Source organism: Shewanella submarina, assembly GCF_042646185.1.
Lineage (GTDB): Bacteria > Pseudomonadota > Gammaproteobacteria > Enterobacterales > Shewanellaceae > Shewanella > Shewanella corallii.
In genome coordinates this window covers 181,536-200,026 of the sequence record NZ_JBHRTD010000018.1, presented here as the reverse complement: position 1 = coordinate 200,026, position 18,491 = coordinate 181,536, and the positions used below count along the sequence as shown (strand labels likewise).

15 protein-coding genes are annotated in these 18,491 nt (G+C 52.3%); 6 read left to right on the top strand and 9 right to left on the bottom strand.

The genetic code is table 11. The annotated features are described in order from the left end of the window. Positions 1-63: 63 nt before the first annotated feature. Both ACFOE0_RS17990 and metB read right to left on the bottom strand, forming a co-directional pair. The gene (locus ACFOE0_RS17990) at positions 64-2,460 is read right to left on the bottom strand and encodes a bifunctional aspartate kinase/homoserine dehydrogenase II (RefSeq protein WP_248933995.1); all 2,397 of its coding nucleotides are present in this window, start codon (positions 2,458-2,460) and stop codon (positions 64-66) included. Between the two features lie 3 nt (positions 2,461-2,463). Beyond that, the gene (gene metB, locus ACFOE0_RS17985; protein ID WP_248933994.1) at positions 2,464-3,627 is read right to left on the bottom strand and encodes a cystathionine gamma-synthase; all 1,164 of its coding nucleotides are present in this window, start codon (positions 3,625-3,627) and stop codon (positions 2,464-2,466) included. A 211-nt stretch (positions 3,628-3,838) separates the two neighbouring features. On the opposite strand from metB, the gene metJ reads away from it, so the two are divergent. After that, positions 3,839-4,153, top strand: coding sequence for a met regulon transcriptional regulator MetJ (gene metJ, locus ACFOE0_RS17980; protein ID WP_115137411.1), 315 nt, complete (start codon positions 3,839-3,841; stop codon positions 4,151-4,153). Positions 4,154-4,237: 84 nt separating this feature from the next. On the opposite strand, the gene ACFOE0_RS17975 is transcribed toward metJ, so the two are convergent. The 3 genes from ACFOE0_RS17975 to ACFOE0_RS17965 form a co-directional block, all read right to left on the bottom strand. Then, complete coding sequence (locus tag ACFOE0_RS17975; RefSeq protein ID WP_248933993.1) at positions 4,238-5,038, bottom strand: hypothetical protein; 801 nt, start codon at positions 5,036-5,038, stop codon at positions 4,238-4,240. Between the two features lie 83 nt (positions 5,039-5,121). Continuing rightward, positions 5,122-5,655, bottom strand: coding sequence for a response regulator transcription factor (locus ACFOE0_RS17970; RefSeq protein WP_248933992.1), 534 nt, complete (start codon positions 5,653-5,655; stop codon positions 5,122-5,124). Then, the gene (locus tag ACFOE0_RS17965) at positions 5,652-6,905 is read right to left on the bottom strand and encodes a sensor histidine kinase (RefSeq protein WP_248933991.1); all 1,254 of its coding nucleotides are present in this window, start codon (positions 6,903-6,905) and stop codon (positions 5,652-5,654) included. Before ACFOE0_RS17965 ends, ACFOE0_RS17970 begins: the two co-directional genes overlap by 4 nt. A gap of 138 nt (positions 6,906-7,043) precedes the next feature. On the opposite strand from ACFOE0_RS17965, the gene ACFOE0_RS17960 reads away from it, so the two are divergent. Continuing rightward, complete coding sequence (locus ACFOE0_RS17960) at positions 7,044-8,984, top strand: alkaline phosphatase family protein (RefSeq protein ID WP_248933990.1); 1,941 nt, start codon at positions 7,044-7,046, stop codon at positions 8,982-8,984. A 312-nt stretch (positions 8,985-9,296) separates the two neighbouring features. Here the strand turns inward: ACFOE0_RS17960 and ACFOE0_RS17955 are convergent, their stop codons facing one another. The 3 genes from ACFOE0_RS17955 to ACFOE0_RS17945 all read right to left on the bottom strand — a co-directional run bounded on the left by ACFOE0_RS17955 (position 9,297) and on the right by ACFOE0_RS17945 (position 12,275). Beyond that, a complete protein-coding gene (locus ACFOE0_RS17955) occupies positions 9,297-10,220 on the bottom strand; it encodes a pseudouridine synthase (RefSeq protein ID WP_248933989.1) in 924 nt (307 codons plus the stop codon). A gap of 284 nt (positions 10,221-10,504) precedes the next feature. Then, positions 10,505-11,077, bottom strand: coding sequence for an LON peptidase substrate-binding domain-containing protein (locus tag ACFOE0_RS17950; RefSeq protein WP_115137417.1), 573 nt, complete (start codon positions 11,075-11,077; stop codon positions 10,505-10,507). 136 nt (positions 11,078-11,213) lie between these two features. Continuing rightward, positions 11,214-12,275, bottom strand: coding sequence for an alpha/beta hydrolase (locus ACFOE0_RS17945; protein WP_248934743.1), 1,062 nt, complete (start codon positions 12,273-12,275; stop codon positions 11,214-11,216). Between the two features lie 151 nt (positions 12,276-12,426). Between ACFOE0_RS17945 and ACFOE0_RS17940 the strand changes: the two genes are divergently transcribed. The 3 genes from ACFOE0_RS17940 (at position 12,427) to ACFOE0_RS17930 (ending at position 15,645) form a co-directional block, all read left to right on the top strand. Next, complete coding sequence (locus ACFOE0_RS17940; protein WP_248933988.1) at positions 12,427-12,888, top strand: YhcH/YjgK/YiaL family protein; 462 nt, start codon at positions 12,427-12,429, stop codon at positions 12,886-12,888. Between the two features lie 156 nt (positions 12,889-13,044). Beyond that, positions 13,045-14,859, top strand: coding sequence for a DUF3413 domain-containing protein (locus tag ACFOE0_RS17935; RefSeq protein WP_248933986.1), 1,815 nt, complete (start codon positions 13,045-13,047; stop codon positions 14,857-14,859). A gap of 168 nt (positions 14,860-15,027) precedes the next feature. Further along, positions 15,028-15,645 carry a DedA family protein gene (locus tag ACFOE0_RS17930; protein WP_248933984.1) on the top strand — a complete coding sequence of 206 codons (618 nt, stop codon included), beginning with the start codon at positions 15,028-15,030 and terminating at the stop codon, positions 15,643-15,645. A gap of 96 nt (positions 15,646-15,741) precedes the next feature. Here the strand turns inward: ACFOE0_RS17930 and ACFOE0_RS17925 are convergent, their stop codons facing one another. After that, entirely contained in the window at positions 15,742-16,695 is a 954-nt protein-coding gene (locus ACFOE0_RS17925) for a hypothetical protein (RefSeq protein ID WP_248933982.1), read from the bottom strand. Between the two features lie 327 nt (positions 16,696-17,022). Between ACFOE0_RS17925 and nhaC the strand changes: the two genes are divergently transcribed. Continuing rightward, positions 17,023-18,489 (top strand): Na+/H+ antiporter NhaC, encoded by a 1,467-nt coding sequence (nhaC, locus tag ACFOE0_RS17920; RefSeq protein ID WP_248933981.1) that lies wholly within the window; start codon positions 17,023-17,025, stop codon positions 18,487-18,489. The last annotated feature ends 2 nt before the right edge of the window (positions 18,490-18,491 follow it).

Sequence of the window (18,491 nt, the reverse complement as noted above, 5' to 3'; positions counted from 1 at the left end):
TGCCAGTGAACAGGCAACAAAAAAGAGTGCCGAAGCACTCTTTAATGAAATTCCCTGAGCAGATTACTGCTCCTGCAGCAGATCCCGGCAGATATGAGCCAGATCTGACTGCACGGCAGCGGCTGTCACTTCGCGTCCTGCACCGGGACCACGGATGATCAAAGGGTTGTTCTGGTAGAAAGCTGAACGGATCACAAATACATTGTCCCCCGGCGTCAGGTTGGCATAAGGATGGTCGGTAGCCACCAGCTCCAGTGCGACCCTGGCCTTGAGTTTGCCATCCTGCTGATCCAGCTGAGCCACGTAACGGATGACCTTACCTTCAGCTTTGGCCTCGTCCAGTGCTTCCGCCAGAGGCTGATCCAGCTCATCAATACGACCCAGGAACTCATCCAGAGACACCTGCGCCAGATTGTCCGGCACCAGAGAGTCCAGCTCGATATCCTCCAGTTCCAGTTCAAGGCCAATCTCCCGGGCCAGAATAAGCAGTTTACGCTGCATATCCCGACCTGAAAGATCATCCCTTGGATCCGGCTCGGTAATACCCAGGCCTTTGGCTTCCAGCACCAGCTCACCAAACGGTTTACTGCCATCGTATTGCTCAAACAGCCAGCACAGGGTTCCGGAGAAGATACCGCCAATAGCCTCTACTCTGTCGCCACTGTTATGCAGATCATTCAGTGCATGCTGTACCGGTAGCCCCGCACCACAGCTGGCGTTGTAGCGCCAGAACAGACGACGGAATCCCAACTGACGCTTAAGGTCACGATAGAAAGCCAATGGTCCTGAACCAGCCAGCTTATTAGCGCTGACCATATGGATACCACGGGCAAAAAACTCTGGATAATGCAGAGTCAGCCCCGCACTGGCACTGATGTCCAACGCCACCAGCTCATCGCACTTAAGCGCTCCAAGCTGCTCAAATAACGCCGGATATCCCCAGGGCTGCGCGTTTTGCTCAAACGCCTGCTGCCAGTTATCGACATCTATGCCTTCATCAGAGATCAGCGCCTTACGTGAACTCAACAGCCCCAGCAGTTCAACACTGGCTTCCAACTCACTGTTCAACTGTTTTACCGAACGGCGGAACAGATCAACCCAGGCCTGACCAATATTGCCGGTTCCCAGTAACACCACTCCGATACGTTTGCGTGGCCCGGCGCAGCGACGATGGACTTTCTGGGTCAACAGATTTACCGCTTTTCTGGGCACCAGGGTAACCAGACTCAGTCTGTCCTGATAAACAGGCAAAGTGCCTCTGGAAAGCAGACGGGCAAAGCTGCGACGATAAAGGTTGGCACCACTGCTCACCAGGGCCACCAGCCCGTAATCTTCAGACACTTTGACCTGCTGAACCGCAAAGCTGTCAGACAAACCGGTCAACAGGCTCATGGCCTGCTCAGCCAACTCATGGGTGTAGGCCAGAGACAAGGCATCCTGTCCCTGTTTCCAGTTGGCCAGCGGCGTTACGCCCTGGTTGCTCAACTCATTCAGCAATTCATCTGCACTGCCCGATAGTTTTAAGGAGATAAGCACGACCTGGGGCAGATTGGTAACCACTGGCGCACTGGCCGATGAGGACTGAGGCGCTATCAGGGTAAAGTCGGTGTGAGAGGCATAACTGGAGCGCACCGCCAGACTGACATCGGCATCAAACAAAGGCTGCAGAGTGCGGCTGTGCAGTACAGGCGAGCCCAGACGTGCCAGCCTGTCAGCCTCTTCCAGTGACAGGCTGGAAAGCAAAGTGGCATCATTAATCTTATTGGGGTCGGCGTTAAACACCCCTTCAACATCGGTCCAGATGGTACAGCGTTCAATGCCCGCCAGCGCAGCAATTAAAGTCGCACTGAAGTCAGAACCATTGCGTCCCAGCAGCAAGGTATCACCCACTTCATTGGCACAGATAAAACCTGTGATCACCAGGCGCTCATTGGCGTGATTGACAAGACAAGCCTGAATACGGCTGCGGGATTCCTCTTTGCGGATCTGCGGTACAGCGCCTTCATCGGCGACCAACAAACTGGTGGCATCCACATGACTGGCAGCGACACCCTGCTCTCTCAGCAAAGCCGCCAGCAAACGGGCTGACCAGCGCTCGCCAAAGCTGACCAGTTGATTAACTTCATAGGTATTACGCACCTCAAGCCCAAGCAGGCTGATAAGCTGTGCCTTATCTGTGGAGAGTCGCTCTCTCAGATCTCTGGCAGTATCACTGGACAAGAGTTGTTCAATCAGGTTTTGCTGATAGCTGATCAGCACCTGCAATTCCTCTTGCCATAACTGATTACTGTCTGTCAGCTCCAGTAGCTTGTAGAGGAAGTTAGTGGTTTTACCGGCCGCTGATACCACTACGAGATCATCGCTGTGGCCATGGGTCAGCAGAATATGGGCAACGCGACGATAGCAATCCGCATCTGCCAGACTTGAACCACCAAATTTATGTAAGTGACTGGGTGCCATCGATTATCTCCCTGCTGCGACTGCTGCCAAACCTGCCTGAATATCCGCCAGCAGGTCTTCACCATCTTCTATGCCCACCGACAGGCGGATCAAGGTATCTTTCACGCCCGCTTCCAGTCTCGCCTCCGGCTCCATGGCTCTGTGGGTCATGGTAGCAGGCACAGCTACCAGGCTCTCTACACCGCCAAGGCTTTCAGCCAAAGAGAACAGCTTAAGCTGATTCAGAAAGGCTTCCACTTCTCCGGCGCCGCCCTTGAGTTCAAAACTCACCATGGCACCAAACCCTTGCTGCTGAGCTTTGGCAATCTCATGACCCGGGTGATCAGTCAGTCCGGGGTAATACACCCTGGCCACCACATCACTGGCACACAGGGCATCAACTATCAGCTGGGCATTGCGCTGATGTTCTTTAATCCGCACCGCCAGGGTTCTCACCCCGCGCAGCGTTAAATAGGCATCCATCGCGCCACCGGTTAACCCCAGTGTATTGGCCCACCATACCAAGTCTTCGCCCAGTTGTGGGTCTTTGGCCACAACTGCGCCACCCACGACATCGCTGTGGCCATTGATATATTTGGTGGTGGAGTGAATCACTATATCAGCGCCCAGAGTCAGGGGCTGCTGCAATACCGGAGAAAGGAAGGTGTTATCAACGGCGACTTTGGCGCCAACCGCTCTGGCCTGCTCGCATATGGCTTTAACATCCACAACGCGCAGCAATGGGTTGGATGGGGTTTCCAGCCAGATAAGGGCTGGCTTCTGAGCTATGGCAGACGCCAGTGCATCGGCATCTGTCTGGTCGACAACCAGCAGTTTAAACTGACCTTTTTTGGCCAGGTTGGTAAACAGACGATAACTGCCACCGTAACAGTCATGGGGAACCACCAGTAGATCGTCCTGACCAAGCAGGTTGACCACCAGAGTAATAGCCGCCATACCTGTACTGGTAATCACACCTGTACTGCCCTGCTCCAATGCCGCCAGCGTTTCCCCCAGCACATTTCGGGTAGGGTTGCCGGAGCGGCTGTAATCGAACTCTCTGGGATTGGTATAGCCATCAAAACTGTAATTGGTAGACAGATAGATGGGAGGTACTACGGCCCCGTATTGGGTATCGCTCTCAATTCCTTGCCTGACTGCTTCTGTGGCTACACGACGCTGGGTCATCACTCGCTCCTGCTGGTTTACCTGGCATACTGGATGTCTGGACGTCTAAATTACCCTATTTATTACTTTATGGTCAACAGCCATAAAGCCATTTAGACGTCCAAACATAAAGAATTCTATTTGCATTCATCCCGTTTTCACCGCAATAATTTGACTGTAAAAAGTAAGTGTTTAAAATCAGCAGCGAATTACAGAATCAACAGGTGAGTCAATGACTGAGTGGAACGGCGACTATATCAGCCCCTATGCTGAGCACGGCAAGAAGAATGAACAGGTGAAAAAGATCACTGTATCCATTCCCCTGTCAGTGCTGAAAATATTGACTGATGAGCGCACCCGCCGCCAGGTGAACAACCTGCGTCATGCGACCAACAGTGAACTTTTGTGTGAAGCTTTCCTGCACGCATACACTGGCCAGCCGCTGCCGCATGATGAAGATCTGTCCAAAGACAGACCCGACAGCATCCCTTCTGACGCCAAAAAGCTCATGACTGAAATGGGCATTGAGTGGGAAGAGCTGGAATAAGCCAACTCCTCAAGTGAGTGCCAAAAGCATTACTTGCAACACACCCGGTATGTCCGGGTGTTGTCGTATCTGAGCATAAAGAGTTTAAAAACTGACTGAAGTCCGGAAGATAGCTTCCAGTGCCTGCTCCTGGGTCATGGTCCCGGTAAAATCAAGCAGCACTCTGTCACTCAGCTCAAATCCGGTTCCCAACAAAAACTGGTTCTCTTTATTGGCCGTGTCCTGACGGTACCCCAGGCTCAAGGACCAGCCATTCACAGGCACCAATTCACCACTTAACTGCCAGTAGCGACTGCCGCGCCAGCGCCACTCCTGAGTAATACCATTGCTCCAGTGAGAATCAGGCAAAATCCCCACCAGGTTGTGGCCGCTGATCTCCAGTGCGAAAGCATCAAGCGGCCTGACTGTCATACCCAGGCCCATACCAGCACCCGACTCTGTCTGACCGTCCCAGCCCATCCCTGCGGGAGTGAGTGGCAAATTACGCTGCCAATAGTTGGAGGTCACATCCAGACTCAGTGGGTTTTCCCCCTGCAGTGACCAAAGCCCCATAGACATGCTCAGCTCACTCATATCAAAGGAGCTGGCAACCGGGAATACGCCAATACCTCCGAACTTATCGCCCAGAGAGGAGATTGAGGGTTGATTACCTATCAGATGACGGTAACTGCTGGAGAATAGCTGAAAGTCCAGCTCTGCGGGCAGAGGCTGGGCAATCTGAGTCACCTCTGTCTCCAGAGTTTCAACACTGGACTCGGCCGGAGCACGGCTGATATCGATACTCTCGCCGTCGGCGATGAAGTCTGGCGAGGTGCTGATATCAGGCTCTGCGGACAGTGGGACTGACAGCAGAGCAGCGGGTAAATACAGTAACTTGTTGCGCAAGCTCCACCTCCTTTTGTCCTGTGCACCGAGTCTTGAATTTAAAGCTTAGCCTGATTCCTTTGGCGGGACTGTATTTTTAAGCATCAATCAGTCACAGGCTTTTTCATCAGTTTCCGCTGCAGTGTTCGCCTGTGCATACCCAATTGTCTGGCGGTCGCCGACACATTGCCCTGATTGGCCTGCAGCACCTGTTGCAGGTGCTCCCATTCCAGTCGTTTTGGATTCAGCGGAGCGTCCTCCTCCACCGTTTCCTGAGTTAGCTCAAACTCATCCGGCAGCAGCGCCGACAACAAAGTCTGAGTATCCACCGGCTTGGCAAGGTAGTTATCGGCCCCCGCCCGTATTGCTTCTACCGCGGTAGCAATACTGGCATAACCTGTCAGCAGAACCATGGTCACTTTAGGCAGCAAGTGTCGCAGAGGCGAAATCAGGCTCAGACCATTACTGAACTCAAGCTTCATATCCAGCAAAATATGGCTCGGCAGCAACTTGCGGGCCTGCAACAAAGCGTCGCTGGGATTGTCCACATGATGGCAGTCAAAGCCATGCTTACTCAGGCGGCGGCACAATACTCCGGCCAGCGCATGATCATCTTCAACAATCAAAATCCGCTTCATGCCGCCTCCGCTATCAGAGGCAGCCGAACCTCTGCGACGCTTCCACCCTCTGGATGGTTGCTCAGGGTCAAACATGCCCCAAGACGCTCAAAGCTGGCATGACTGAGCAACAGCGCCATACCCATCCCTTTGGGGCTGGAGATTAAACTTGAACCCAGTTGTGACATCAGCTCACTGTCGATGCCACCACCATAATCCCTGACCCGGACCAACAGTTCCTGCTCATGCCTTTCAAAGGTCACACTGACTTTGGCATCGCCTCTGGACTCCAAAGTCGATGCTGAGGCGTTCTCCACCAGCGCCATCAAAGCCGGAACCAGATTCATATCCATCAGCACTTTAGCGCTGGCGTCATCTGCTGACAAAGCCACCTGCCAATCAAGCTGGGTCGTAGGCATCAACAGCAGAATTTTCTGTCTCAGTTGGTGGGCCAGAGTTCCCGCTGAAGCCTGAGTCACATGCCCCTCACGAATTGAGCGGGTCGCTTCCCGCAGCTCATTGAGTGTGGCCTCACAACGACTTAATGCAGTATCCATCTCTGATAGGGCGACCGGGCAATTGGCTTCCTGAACCTCTTCCAGTAACAATCTCATGCTGGAAAGCGGCGTAGCCAACTGGTGGGCCATCTGAGCTGATGCAGTGCCCAGCGCCAGCAATTGCTCCTGCCGGAGTTGCGACTCACGTAAATAAGCCATCTGTGCATCCTGCTTGCGAATACGGCGGATCAGCAGCGCCACTGTGGTAGTAATCACCAGCGCAGTGAGCACAAAATTGAGCCACATGCCCAGATAGTGAGAGCTCATATCCATGCCGTGACCATGGTGCATCATGTCGCTGACAGGCAGCATCTTCATCATCAGGCTGTATACCAGGGTCGCAGCGACAGCCAGCACCCAGGGCGCCCACAACGGCAAGGTAACTGCGGCCAGCACGATGGGAATTAACAGCAGAGTGACAAAGGCGTTGGTGGCACCACCGGAGAAGGCAAGCCACAAACCCCAGAACAGAATATCCAGCAGTAGAGTAACAAACAGGCTGAGTTCGTGATGGGTCAGTCTGTGGCGCTGCCAAATCAGTAGCGTCAGGGTGACGCCTTCAGCCAGCATGACCCAGGTTAATGCCTCAACCTGCAGGCTCAAACCAAAGGTCTCTGCTCCGAACAATACCAACAGCAATTGCAGAGCGAAGCCCAGCAGGCGCAACAAGGCCAGTTGGTCCGCTTGATTGGTAAGAGGTTTTGTTGTTGTCATTATTTTGCTTCAGGGTTATCAGGGGCACAAATCAGCTCTATTCACGCTCAGCTTATGTGCACTTGTCCGTGACTCCAGTGTAAAAACTTTTCAATACCAAATCACTTGTTTACCCTTAGCTTATCTGTCATCTCCAACATGGATCACCAATTGAACATCGCTTCGCTTCCTTTGGTACTGGCTGGCCCGGTACTGCGTCATTGCGATAATAATCACTTCACACTCTGGTTTGTGACCAGCAGTCCGATGCAACAGCTAACCCTGACTCTGGGCGATAAAGCGTACCAGCTGGGCGAAGCGGATTTGCATTGTGTGCAGCTGGGTAGCAAAGCCTGGCAGTACCTGATCCAGCTGGAGCAGCAGCAATTGCTGCCCGTTAATCTTGAAGTGAGCTATCAACTGAATGACAGCGAACATGGCGATCTGTTTGGCCGCTTAAGCGGACTGACCTATGCCGGCAAGGCACACCCCAATCTGGTTGTGCAGCCCGATGTGCAGAACCTGATGCATGGATCCTGCCGCAACCCACACCACTTCAGCGCCGATGCCCTGGTCGCAGCAGATACCCGAATCGCAGGTGTGCAACCGCAAGAGCGCCCTTCATTGCTGATGATGACGGGTGATCAGGTGTATGTGGACGATATCTGCGGCCCTATGCTGTACGCCATCGGCAAAGTGATTCAGGCGCTTGGCCTGCCGACCGAGAGCTTTGAAGGGGCTGGGCTGAATAATTCCAACCAGATCAGTTACCAACCTGCGGCCATGTATCAGCGCCACAAACGCCTGCTGCCAAAAACTGAATATCCGGCCAAAACGCCGCTGTGGCACTGGTATATCAATCATCCGATTTTCACTACCGCCATGGGTGAAAATCACCTGGTGTGTCTGAGCGAAATCATCGCCCTGTATCTGTTGACCTGGTCGCCGGAGCTATGGGATCGAATTGATATCCCTAAAAATGTCAGCGGCCTCAGCCGCCCCAATCAGGCCAGATGGCAAAAAGAGTGGCAACATCTGCTGGAGTTCAAAAGCGGCCTGAGTCAGGTGCGTCGCCTGCTGGCTCATATTCCCACCTATATGATCTTTGACGATCATGATATTACCGATGACTGGAACCTCACCGCCAAGTGGGAAGAAGCCGCCTATGGTCACAGGTTTTCAAAACGCATCATAGGCAATGCACTGATTGGCTACACCCTGTTTCAGGGTCTTGGCAATCAACCCAAACGATTTGAGCAAGATATCCGCCCCTTACTGGATGATCTGCTCAATCAGCAGGGACACGCGCTCGACAAGCAAAAGCAGAACTCACTTATCGATGCCCTGCTCAAGTTTGAAAAGTGGCACTACAGCCTGGATACCTCGCCAAGAATTGTCGTGCTGGATACCCGCACCCGTCGCTGGCGCAGTGAGTCCAACCTGGCTAAGCCTTCAGGTTTGATGGACTGGGAAGCCCTGATGGATATGCAGCAGGAGCTGATCGATCTGGATAAGGTCATTATCGTCTCCCCCGCCCCTATGTTTGGGGTTAAATTGATTGAGGCAGTTCAGCGTACCGCCACCTTCATAGGGGCCTCTTTGATGGTGGACGCGGAAAACTGGATGGCTCACCCGGGTGCGGCCAGTGCGCTGCTGAGTATCTTTACCCATCGCAAGACGCCACAGGAGTTTGTGCTCCTGTCCGGCGACGTGCATTACTCCTTTGCCTATGATGTGAGTGTACGCTTTCGCAGTGAGAGCCCGGGGATCTATCAGATCACCGCATCAGGGTTTAAAAACCAGTTTCCGGAAAAGCTATTGCCCTGGTTTGATAAGTTTAATGGCTGGTTGTATGGCTATTTCTCACCGCTGAATCTGCTGACCAAGCGCAAGCGCATGCTCATTCGTGGCCGTCGCCCCAATGGCGATATCCGCAAGCGTTTGGTTAATCAAAGCGGCGTGGGCATGGTGGAATTTGCCGCCAGTGGAGCCCCCGTCAGCATCAGTGTACTACACGGAGATATGACTGAAACCCGTTTTGACCCGCCTGGGCATACCTTCAGCCGTCAGGAGCGTCCGGCCTTGCCCAAGCCCGAGTAATGGCGCTCGGCTAACGGTCAATCGACAAAAAATTGAAAAGCAGCGACCACGAAGCGTTCGCTTCGCGAACTACGCAGAGAACACGGCGAATGTGACGAAGTCATATGGTTATGAGGGAGAACCAAGGACGGTGAACTGGCTCAAGTCCAGGGACGGGGTTGAACGAGCACAAAAGAATACTGCTTTTCTTCGTGCCCTTCGTGCCCTTCGTGGTTTAAGTTTTTCAGTGCTTGTTCTTGGGGGCTTTTCTTAAACGAACAGCATTGCTCAATACAGAGCGCTTTTCGTTATCTCTATCCTGGAAGTTATTGCTTAACCCCGTGGAAACTCCAGCCCATCCACCTGCCAGTCATGCTGCTTGCCGGTAACGGGATCTTCAAATCTGAGACGATAGGCAAGCAACTGCAAAGGTTGCTCAAAGTTGTCCTCTTTCTTGGGCTGCAGCTCGGGATAAAACCTGTCATTGAGCAATGGCATTCCCAGTGACAGCATATGTACTCGAAGCTGATGGGTTTTGCCGGTTATCGGACTGAGTTCAAACAGGCCAAACTCTCCTTGCACGGCAATCAGAGCTATCTCCGAGTGAGTATTGGCCTCCCCCTCCACCACCTGCATCAGAAAGCTGGGGTTGGCTGGTTTCATTCGGTTTTTTACCGTCCAGCGAATAGGCAAATCCAGTTCCCCCGCATCTGCCTTTTGCTTCAGCTCAGGAGTTAATCGGGCCAGCGCCTGATACTCCTTGGTAATGGTCTTGGATTTAAACAAGTCGTGGTACTGATGGCGGGTTTGCGGATTCAGGCTCATCAACATCACGCCTGCCGTTTCCCTGTCCAGTCGGTGCGCCGGAGATACGGTTTCTATACCTGTGTCGATACGCAGGCGGTGCACCAGGCACTCATTCACATAATTACCACTGGGGGTCACAGGCAAAAAATGAGGCTTGTGGACAATCAGGATCTCTTCATCCCGATACAGTATCTGCTCTTTAAAAGGGATATGAGTTTCAGCTACCACTTCCCGGTAGTAATAAACCCTGGCAGTCGGGCGATATTCTGTGTTTTCGTCAATCAGAGTGCCATCCTGCCAGTGCACCTTGCCATCCCGCACTCTTTGCAGCCAAACCTCTTCGCCAATACGAGCAAAATGACTCATCAGAAAGCTGAGTACGGTAGGCTTATCTGTCACTTCACGGGGAAGCACAATATAGGATGGCTGAGCGGCACGAACTGTTGTCATTAATATAAGTGAAAGGCAGAGCTGAGAGGGGCATTGTACCCCTCAGAACACATGAGTGTCAGCCATAGCTCTGTCAATAGAAGCTATTACCGACAAGCCTGTGGATGCGCTTTGATTAATCTGAGCGCGAACGCCATGGTTTTATGGCGGCCACGGGAGTGGATTGGTTCAGCAGTCTTTCTAACCCTGGCTCATGCATGCGCTTTGATTAGTCTGAGCACGAACGCCATGGTCTTATGGCTGCCCCGGGAGTGGATTGGTTCAGCAGTCTTTCTGATGCTGGCCTATGCATGCGCCTTGATCAGACGAAGCACGAACGCCATGGTCTTATGGCAATCCGGCTGGTTAAGCAGCTTAATCTTATCCCTGTTGTACATGGGCAAAACTTCAAGCCAACGCTGACTTACCCAGCAGGCATCATCCAGTTTGACATTGGAGTAAAGCTCAGCCAGATCTGGGTTAACCTCATAAAACTGCTCAAGCGCCTGACTGATAAGCTCAAATTCACCTTCGATGGGCTCAGGCACCCAGTTGGGGCAACACAGGGTTCGGACCATCCAACGACCATCGGCCTGTTGCGCTCCAGACAGCACTTTGACCTTCTGTTTTCCCTCCAGCACGATCGACAGAGAGTCGTCTTCCAACTGATTAAAATCGATAATCTCGCACTGGGTAGCGATGGGATAACAGGGAGGAGTACCATCAGCACGGAACATGCCGACGGCGAGTTGACATCTATCTTTAAACACATCGGCTACTACGCGCAGATTGGAAGGGTCAATCACGCGGACTTCAAGCCTTCCCTGTGGCAACAAGAGAGCGTCGTGGGTGAGCAACGCCATTTCCTGAGAACGCATAGTAACCTCCTTAGCGAGCAAGAGGTACCGCTTAAAATTTAACCAGTAAGTTTTAGTTTAGCACTCGCCGTTATCTTTGTAAGCCCTAAAGATAAGACAGCTTGCCAGACAAAATTATTACACCCCAACAAGCAGCTCAGGACTCCAGTGCAGACTCGTATCTGCCGGTTTCCAGGAGTTCGTGCAACTCATCAGCCAATCTGTCACTCATTGCCGCAGCCTGCCGCCAGTACTTGCGCCGGGTGTCAGTATCCAGGGTTTTAAAATCATCCCTGTCCGGTATTTTGCTGCCGGGGAGGCTGGCAATAAACCCGGCCGATGGCGCAAGCACCAGAGCATTGTCATAGTTGGCGCTGGCGATGTTTGCCCGTCGACTTTTAAGTCCTTTATCAAACCAGCCTGCAGCCATATGAGGATAGAAGTGAGGATACAGCGTCAGACCTTCAGCCTGAGCCAAATCCAGGTCAAAGTGATAGTCGGTGATACCACCATCATAGTAATGACCGGATGCAACCCCGGCGATCTCAGTTACCGGTGGTAACAGCAGCGGAATACTGCCGGTGGCCTGCAGTACAGACTTAAGGTTGTTTGCTGTAAGGTCGCAAAATCGACCGGGCAGATCTGCTAGCTCCCGATAGGGTGATGCCCCGTTATCAACACCAAACACCAGACGCTCAAAATGCCAGCCCAGAGTATTACGACTTACCAGATTGGTCATGGCTGACAGCGCCAGTCCCGCAGCCAATACAGGCCTTTGCGTCACTTGATTTAAATGCTTACCCCGGCAGACGATAAAATGGCTGTGAACATTAGGGTTGCCCAGCAGCTGCTCTGCCCCATTGCCGTCGAGAATATGCTCTATGATTCCCTGCACTTGCCGCTCAACTTCCGCCCGTGATGGTTTGGTGTCATATCTTTGGCCAATGTAGGCATCTTCAAGTCTTGCGTAAGCAGCCAGAGGATCTTGTTGAGCAAGACAGGCCAGACGCCAGGCTCCGGACGAAGCGCCCAGAGTATTTACAGGGTGAGACAGATCTTTCAGAAAGGTGCCAAACAGGTATTTGTCCAGCCCGGCGATTCCCAACCATTTAGGTCCTCCCGATGCCGCCAGCACCCGGGTAAACAGCTCAGGTTTGAGCCCCTGCTCCAGTATGGTTTGTTTCGCTTTTCGACCTGCCAACAACCTGATTGAATTCACTTTCATACCTCTTCGTTTGGGACGCTCACTATAACAAAATCCCCCTCGGGGTGAACTCTGTCCTGTTTCCCCCTTCAGCAAGGCACAGTACTTCTACGCAGTTGGCTATCAGCGTATACTCCCCTGCAGACAAAAGACTGAGGTTAAACACATGATTCTGGACACCCTTGCCAACCATGAGCAGTACGCAACACTGCATCCCGGTATTGCCCTGGCCCTGCAGCACCTTGCAGTGACTGACTACAGTCAGGCTGAAATCGGCCGCCACAATATTGATGGTGACAATGTGTTTGCCATAGTTAATGACTACGCCCCAAGAGACAGAACCACAGCGCCGTTTGAAATCCACCGTGACTATATTGATGTACAGTTTGTCGTAAGCGGAGAGGAGGCTTGTGGCTGCTTACCTCTGGCTGGCCGCACACCGGACACCGAGTACAATGCCCAGCGCGATTTTGCAGAGTTCCACAGCGCGCCGCTGCTGGATCAAGCTAACTTCGTCACCCTGAAAGCCGGTATGTTCGCCATCTTCTTCCCGGAAGATATTCATATGCCGGGCGCAGCTCCTGGCAGCGAACAGGTGCGTAAAGTCGTGGTTAAAGTTCGCCGCTGATACTGAAGTGGGATGAGCCCTGAAGCTCATCCCATTCAAAACCTCAAAATTAACAAAACATCATCCCGGATAAACAAATTTCAAGGTAAACTGCCGCGTTTTTAGGCTGTCCAGCCCTCCCAGCCATCCTCTTTTGGCTTTATCAATATCTGAATCATGCGCAACAGAATACTTAACCATGGTGTGATGTTTATCATCACGTCACTGCTGGCAAGTGCGATCGCTGGCCTGTACTTTTCATACCTGCCTGACGGACAAAACGCCCTGAGTCTTGGCTACCTGACTGTCGCCACACTTGGGCAAATGGGATTGCTGATCGGACTCTGGTCCCTGCTGTGCCTGCCTCTGGTCTTTATCCGTTGTTTCAAAGTCAGAGCTGTACTGACCGGACTTGCCTTTGCCCTACCCCTGTTGGCGCTGTATACCGACACCCAGGTATTCGCTCAGTACAGATTCCATATTCAGTGGGTTCTGGTGGAGATGATACTGTCCGGCGGCATGGTGGAGCCCACGCTCAGCAATCTGCTGACCATAGCCGCAGGCAGCCTGATGACATTGGCACTAATGACGGGCAGCTACCTGCTGATTTCCCGCTTTGCGAACTGGCAAAGGTATCCGTTGAACAAGGGTTTTCTGGCCTTGCTGTTTATCTGCTTGCTGGCGACCCACTTCACCCATATCTGGGCTGCAGCCAATGCGGTACAGAGCATCACAGCTCAAAACCGTTACCTGCCACTCTTCTATCCGGCGACGGCCAACAGCCTGATGCGTAAATGGGGTTGGCTGGACGAAGAAAAGCTGGCCCGGCAGAAACAGATGCAACTGAAAAACGGCGGCACACTGGATTACCCCAAAACCCCGCTGCAACTTGAGCAACAGACCAGGCCTGTCAATATTGTGATGATAGTGGTGGACTCCTGGCGCTGGGACGCCATGACCAAAGCATACTCGCCCAATATCTGGCAGTTCGCTCAGCAGGCCCGTCAGTTCGACAATCATCTGTCTACCGGCAACGCCACTCGTGCCGGCATTTTTGGCCTCTTCTACGGCATGCCGGCAACCTATTGGCAAAGTTTCTACGCCAACCGTCGCAGTCCGGTTCTGATGGACGTACTGCAACAGCGAGACTACCAGTTGGGGATTTTCGCGTCAGCGCACCTGCAAAAACCTGAGTTTGACCAGACAGTTTTTGCCAATGTGCCGGACCTGAGACTGCGCTCCAAAGCGGACTCGGTAACAGGCCGTGATGAAGAGATTACCGATCTCTGGCTCGACTGGAATTCCCACAGAGACCAGAACAAACCAGCCTTCTCATTCCTGTTCTACGACGCGCCCCATATGTATACCTTCCCGGCCGATTACCCGGTGAAGTTCGAACCTATGGCTGAAACCGTGGACTATATGGCGTTCGATAACGACTATGATGCCAGCCTGATGCGCAATCGCTATATGACCAGTGCCCACTATGTGGATTCTCTGGTTGGCAAGGTGTTGGACAGCCTTAAGCAGAGTCCGGACTGGGACAATACTCTGGTGATAGTCACAGGGGATCATGGCCAGGAGCTGAACGATAACCATCTTAATTTCTGGGGCCACAACTCCAACTTTACCGACGCCCAGATTAAGGTTCCGCTGATCATAGCCGGACCAGGTATCAAGGCGGGTATGGAAACCCAAACCACCAGCCACGCCGATATCGCACCGACTCTGTTGAGCCGTTATCTGGGCCTTGATAACCCACTATCCGATTACAGCACTGGAGACGATCTGCTGAACCCACAACCACGGCCTTACCAGTTGCTGGCCAGCTACACGGATTATGCGCTGGTTTCCAACCGCAACATCCTGGCGGTAAGCGGAACCAATGGCGGTTATCAGCTGTTGGACAAGCAGTATCACGCCATTGCCGGTGACCCAGACTTTACCCAGCTGCAGCGGGCGATGGGCCAGATGCGGCAGTTCCTCAAATAGCCCGGCAGGAGCCAAGCCAGCGAGCGAAGTCTGTTGCGCTTGCTGGCTAATGCCACCGAGTCGCCAGCGCTCAATGAACAAAAGATAATCCCCGGGAAAAACAGGCTGGATTACACTTTCTCCCTGCCTTATCGTATTTTCAGACACAACACTTCCCGGGGCCTTACCATGCTCGATACCCTGCACCATATCATCAATGAGCTCAGTCCCTACCTGCATCAATATGGCCTGTTTATTCTGGCGCTGGCCGTGGCCGTCGAAGGCTTTGGCGTCCCAGCACCCGGACAGTCCTTTCTTATTGTGTCCGGTATGCTGGCCGCCAATGGCGAAATGTCCCTGCCCGGGGTATTGAGTGTGGGCGCACTGGCGGCATTCAGCGGCAACTGTATCGGTTACTTTATCGGTCTGAAGTTTGGCAATGTCCTGCTGGAAAAGGGCTGGGTAAAACCAGAAACAGAAAAGAAGCTGCACGGGTTTATCGGCAAATATGGTATCGCCGCGCTATTGATGAGTCGCTTTGTTGAGGGGCTCAAGCAATCCCTGTGTATCGGCTGCGGCATAGCCAAGCTGCCACTGCGCACCTTTCTGCTGGGCAATGCTTTAGCCACTCTGGTGTGGGTAATTATTTTCGGCGTAGGGCCTGCCCTGCTAACCCATGAAATGGGACCTTTGGTGGCCTTCTATCACAGCCACCGAATGCTGATGTGGGGAATCGGCAGTGCGATTACATTGCTCTTATCAATAGGTTTTCTTCTGTCGATAAAAAGCACCAAGTCTTCCGATTGAGCAGCCCTTTAAAATGTCAGCTCTTCTTCATCGAACCATTCAGACGGATTGGCCACTAACAAAACAGGACCACTGATTGTGGCCCTGTTATCGAAGTCAGTTCTTCGGACTGATATTCAACACGCCCGCTATTGCTGCTAAAGCAGCCTTTTCCGGCTTACCGGGTTTGCCACCAAAACCCCAAAAGCCTCTTGAGGTAGATGCAACCTTTTCCCCAATGTAATAAAGCCCATACTTAAATGATTCAGACATTTCCTGTTCAAAATTCGCATCAGCTAATTCGGCTATCTCAGTCAATTGCTCCAGATAATTATCTCCAGTTTGAATTAGCTCCTGAACATGCTGCTGAAGATCCGGTGCTATACCATTCACAATAGCATTCAGGATTGGATGGGAAAGAACGGCTTTATCTGTCAGCACCTTCAGGAAGCTTTGAACTTCTTTTGGCTCCACTTTGCCGTCAGCACCAGCAACCAACAAAAAAACCAGAAGAGGTGAATACATTAGTCCCACCAAAGGGTTATCTGAAGCTGCTTCATTAGAATTAGACTCATGCGTCGCAGCATCACTATGGCTACGATTCCAAATCTCACTTCCCTGCGGATGACTGGTAATCCCGTCAAAGAAAGCTTGCATAACACTATCTAGCTCTTCACGCTCGATGCCCTCAAGACCTATAACTTTCAACCTGCCAATCTTAAAGCCTTCCGCTTCCTTCGCATTGCGGTAAGGAACTGCAACAGTCAACTTTCTCTGCTCAGCATCTGATGGAATAAAGCCGATTTCAACAACAAGCGCCTCGGACTTGTCTTCACCCATTTGTAGATTTGTGTCAGTTATAAAAACAATGCCAGCATCTTCAGGAGACGGGTTATCAAGTTTTCCCTGAGCTTTAGCCGAAGCGGCATCAGTCTCGTAAATAAGGCGCTCCATCATTGCCTTGCCATCTCTGTCCACAGTGATCAACATTGGGATAAGAGTTTCACCATCTTCGATACTCCAGATAGCATGTCCCAGATTTCTGCCCGCGTGTTCAGCAACTTCCTTCATAATTAGCTTCCTTCCATGAAAATTGTTCTCAACCGATGACAAAAACCTGCTCACCAGTAGTGGTTATCAACTTTTAAACATAGCAAGCCCCAAAAAGAATAACCCTCAGACAAAAGGGCAGTTTTCTGACACCAAAACCAACCTTTTTATATGAGGGAAACTAAACGGTAAGCCAGGAATAAATCGAATCAGAGATCGCCTACAAGCTTGTAAATAATTTGTTATCGACCATTGCCTGTTACTTGTGTCAGCATAACCTAATGCGCCGGATAGTGTGCCAGCCTCCTTCCCGCAGGACACAATAACAATAAATAAGAGACAACAAAGATGAACAAGGTCAAACAACCCAGCCTGATTGATGCCATGATCCCGGTAGTGACCCTTATGGCTATGTTGGCTACTGCCGTCTATCTGTTTTCCTTTGACAGCTCAGGGGGAGCCAACCAGATAGCTCTAATCCTGTCTGCCTGTGTCGCCATGTTGGTGGGGATAAAAAACGGCTACAAGTGGAAGGATATCGAAGAGGGTATGGTTCGCAGTATCGGCCTGGCAACGCCAGCCTTGCTGATCCTGTTTACCGTAGGCTCACTGATAGGGACCTGGATTTTAAGCGGCACGGTACCTGCCATGATCTACTACGGAATCCAGGTGCTTCACCCCGATTATTTCTATGCCGCCAGTTGTCTGCTGTGTGCCATGGTTGCTTTGTCCATCGGCAGCTCCTGGACAGTAGCAGGCACTCTGGGTATCGCGCTTATTGGTATCGCTCAGGCAATGGGACTCAGCATAGAGATCACGGCCGGAGCTATCATCAGCGGCGCCTACTTTGGTGACAAAATGTCGCCCATGTCCGATACCACCAACCTGGCTCCTGCGGTGGCAGGTACAGATATCTTCAGCCACATCAGACATATGGCATGGACGACGGTTCCCAGCATTATTATCGCAATGACACTGTTTCTGATTATTGGCCTGACTCAGGACACCTCAGGGCTGGAAGCCAACCTGGCGACCACAGAACAACTGCTCGATACTCAGTTCAACGTGGGGCCTCATCTGTTGCTGCCACTGCTGGTCGTTATCTACCTGGCCTACCGGAAGATGCCCGCTTTTCCCACTGTGATTCTGGGTACACTGGCCGGGGTAGTCTGTGCAGCCTTATTTCAATTTGACGGGACGGTCGCGCTGGCAGGGGAAAATAACCTTAGCCAGCCGATGGCGCTGATTAAAGGGCTCTGGATCGCCATGTTCAATGGCTATGTGGCCAACACCGATGACCCTATCCTCAACAGTCTGTTAAGCCGTGGCGGCATGGCCAGTATGGTCACCACAGTCTGGTTGATTTTGGCAGCCATGGCCTTTGGTGGAGTGATGGAAGCAACTGGCCTGCTGAACCGTTTGCTGCAGGGAATGCTGTCCATGGTGAAGAGCTCATCCAGCCTGGTGATCACCACTCTGGTAAGCGGTATAGGGGCCAACCTGGTGACCGGCGATCAGTACATCGCCATTATATTGCCCGGCAGGATGTTGAGAGTAGAATTCACCCGCGCCAATCTTGCCCCGGTAAACCTCTCCCGGGCACTGGAGGATTCCGCCACGGTTACCAGCCCACTGGTTCCCTGGAATACCTGCGGAGCCTTTATGGCCAGTACATTGGGAGTTGCTACCCTGGCTTATCTGCCTTTTGCCTTCTTCAACTATATCTGTCCTTTGGTCAGCGCCGGCTATGCCTGGTTCAACATCAAGCTGCTGCCTCTGGATGAAGATACAGAGCTGACTCCCCAGGAGGTCTGAGT

Coding starts and splice junctions, on each gene's coding strand:
- ACFOE0_RS17990 (WP_248933995.1), bottom strand. CDS start 2,460: ATGGCACCCAGTCACTTACATAAATTTGGTGGTTCAAGTCTGGCAGAT.
- metB (WP_248933994.1), bottom strand. CDS start 3,627: ATGACCCAGCGTCGTGTAGCCACAGAAGCAGTCAGGCAAGGAATTGAG.
- metJ (WP_115137411.1), top strand. CDS start 3,839: ATGACTGAGTGGAACGGCGACTATATCAGCCCCTATGCTGAGCACGGC.
- ACFOE0_RS17970 (WP_248933992.1), bottom strand. CDS start 5,655: ATGAAGCGGATTTTGATTGTTGAAGATGATCATGCGCTGGCCGGAGTA.
- ACFOE0_RS17965 (WP_248933991.1), bottom strand. CDS start 6,905: ATGACAACAACAAAACCTCTTACCAATCAAGCGGACCAACTGGCCTTG.
- ACFOE0_RS17960 (WP_248933990.1), top strand. CDS start 7,044: ATGGATCACCAATTGAACATCGCTTCGCTTCCTTTGGTACTGGCTGGC.
- ACFOE0_RS17955 (WP_248933989.1), bottom strand. CDS start 10,220: ATGACAACAGTTCGTGCCGCTCAGCCATCCTATATTGTGCTTCCCCGT.
- ACFOE0_RS17950 (WP_115137417.1), bottom strand. CDS start 11,077: ATGCGTTCTCAGGAAATGGCGTTGCTCACCCACGACGCTCTCTTGTTG.
- ACFOE0_RS17940 (WP_248933988.1), top strand. CDS start 12,427: ATGATTCTGGACACCCTTGCCAACCATGAGCAGTACGCAACACTGCAT.
- ACFOE0_RS17935 (WP_248933986.1), top strand. CDS start 13,045: ATGCGCAACAGAATACTTAACCATGGTGTGATGTTTATCATCACGTCA.
- ACFOE0_RS17930 (WP_248933984.1), top strand. CDS start 15,028: ATGCTCGATACCCTGCACCATATCATCAATGAGCTCAGTCCCTACCTG.
- ACFOE0_RS17925 (WP_248933982.1), bottom strand. CDS start 16,695: ATGAAGGAAGTTGCTGAACACGCGGGCAGAAATCTGGGACATGCTATC.
- nhaC (WP_248933981.1), top strand. CDS start 17,023: ATGAACAAGGTCAAACAACCCAGCCTGATTGATGCCATGATCCCGGTA.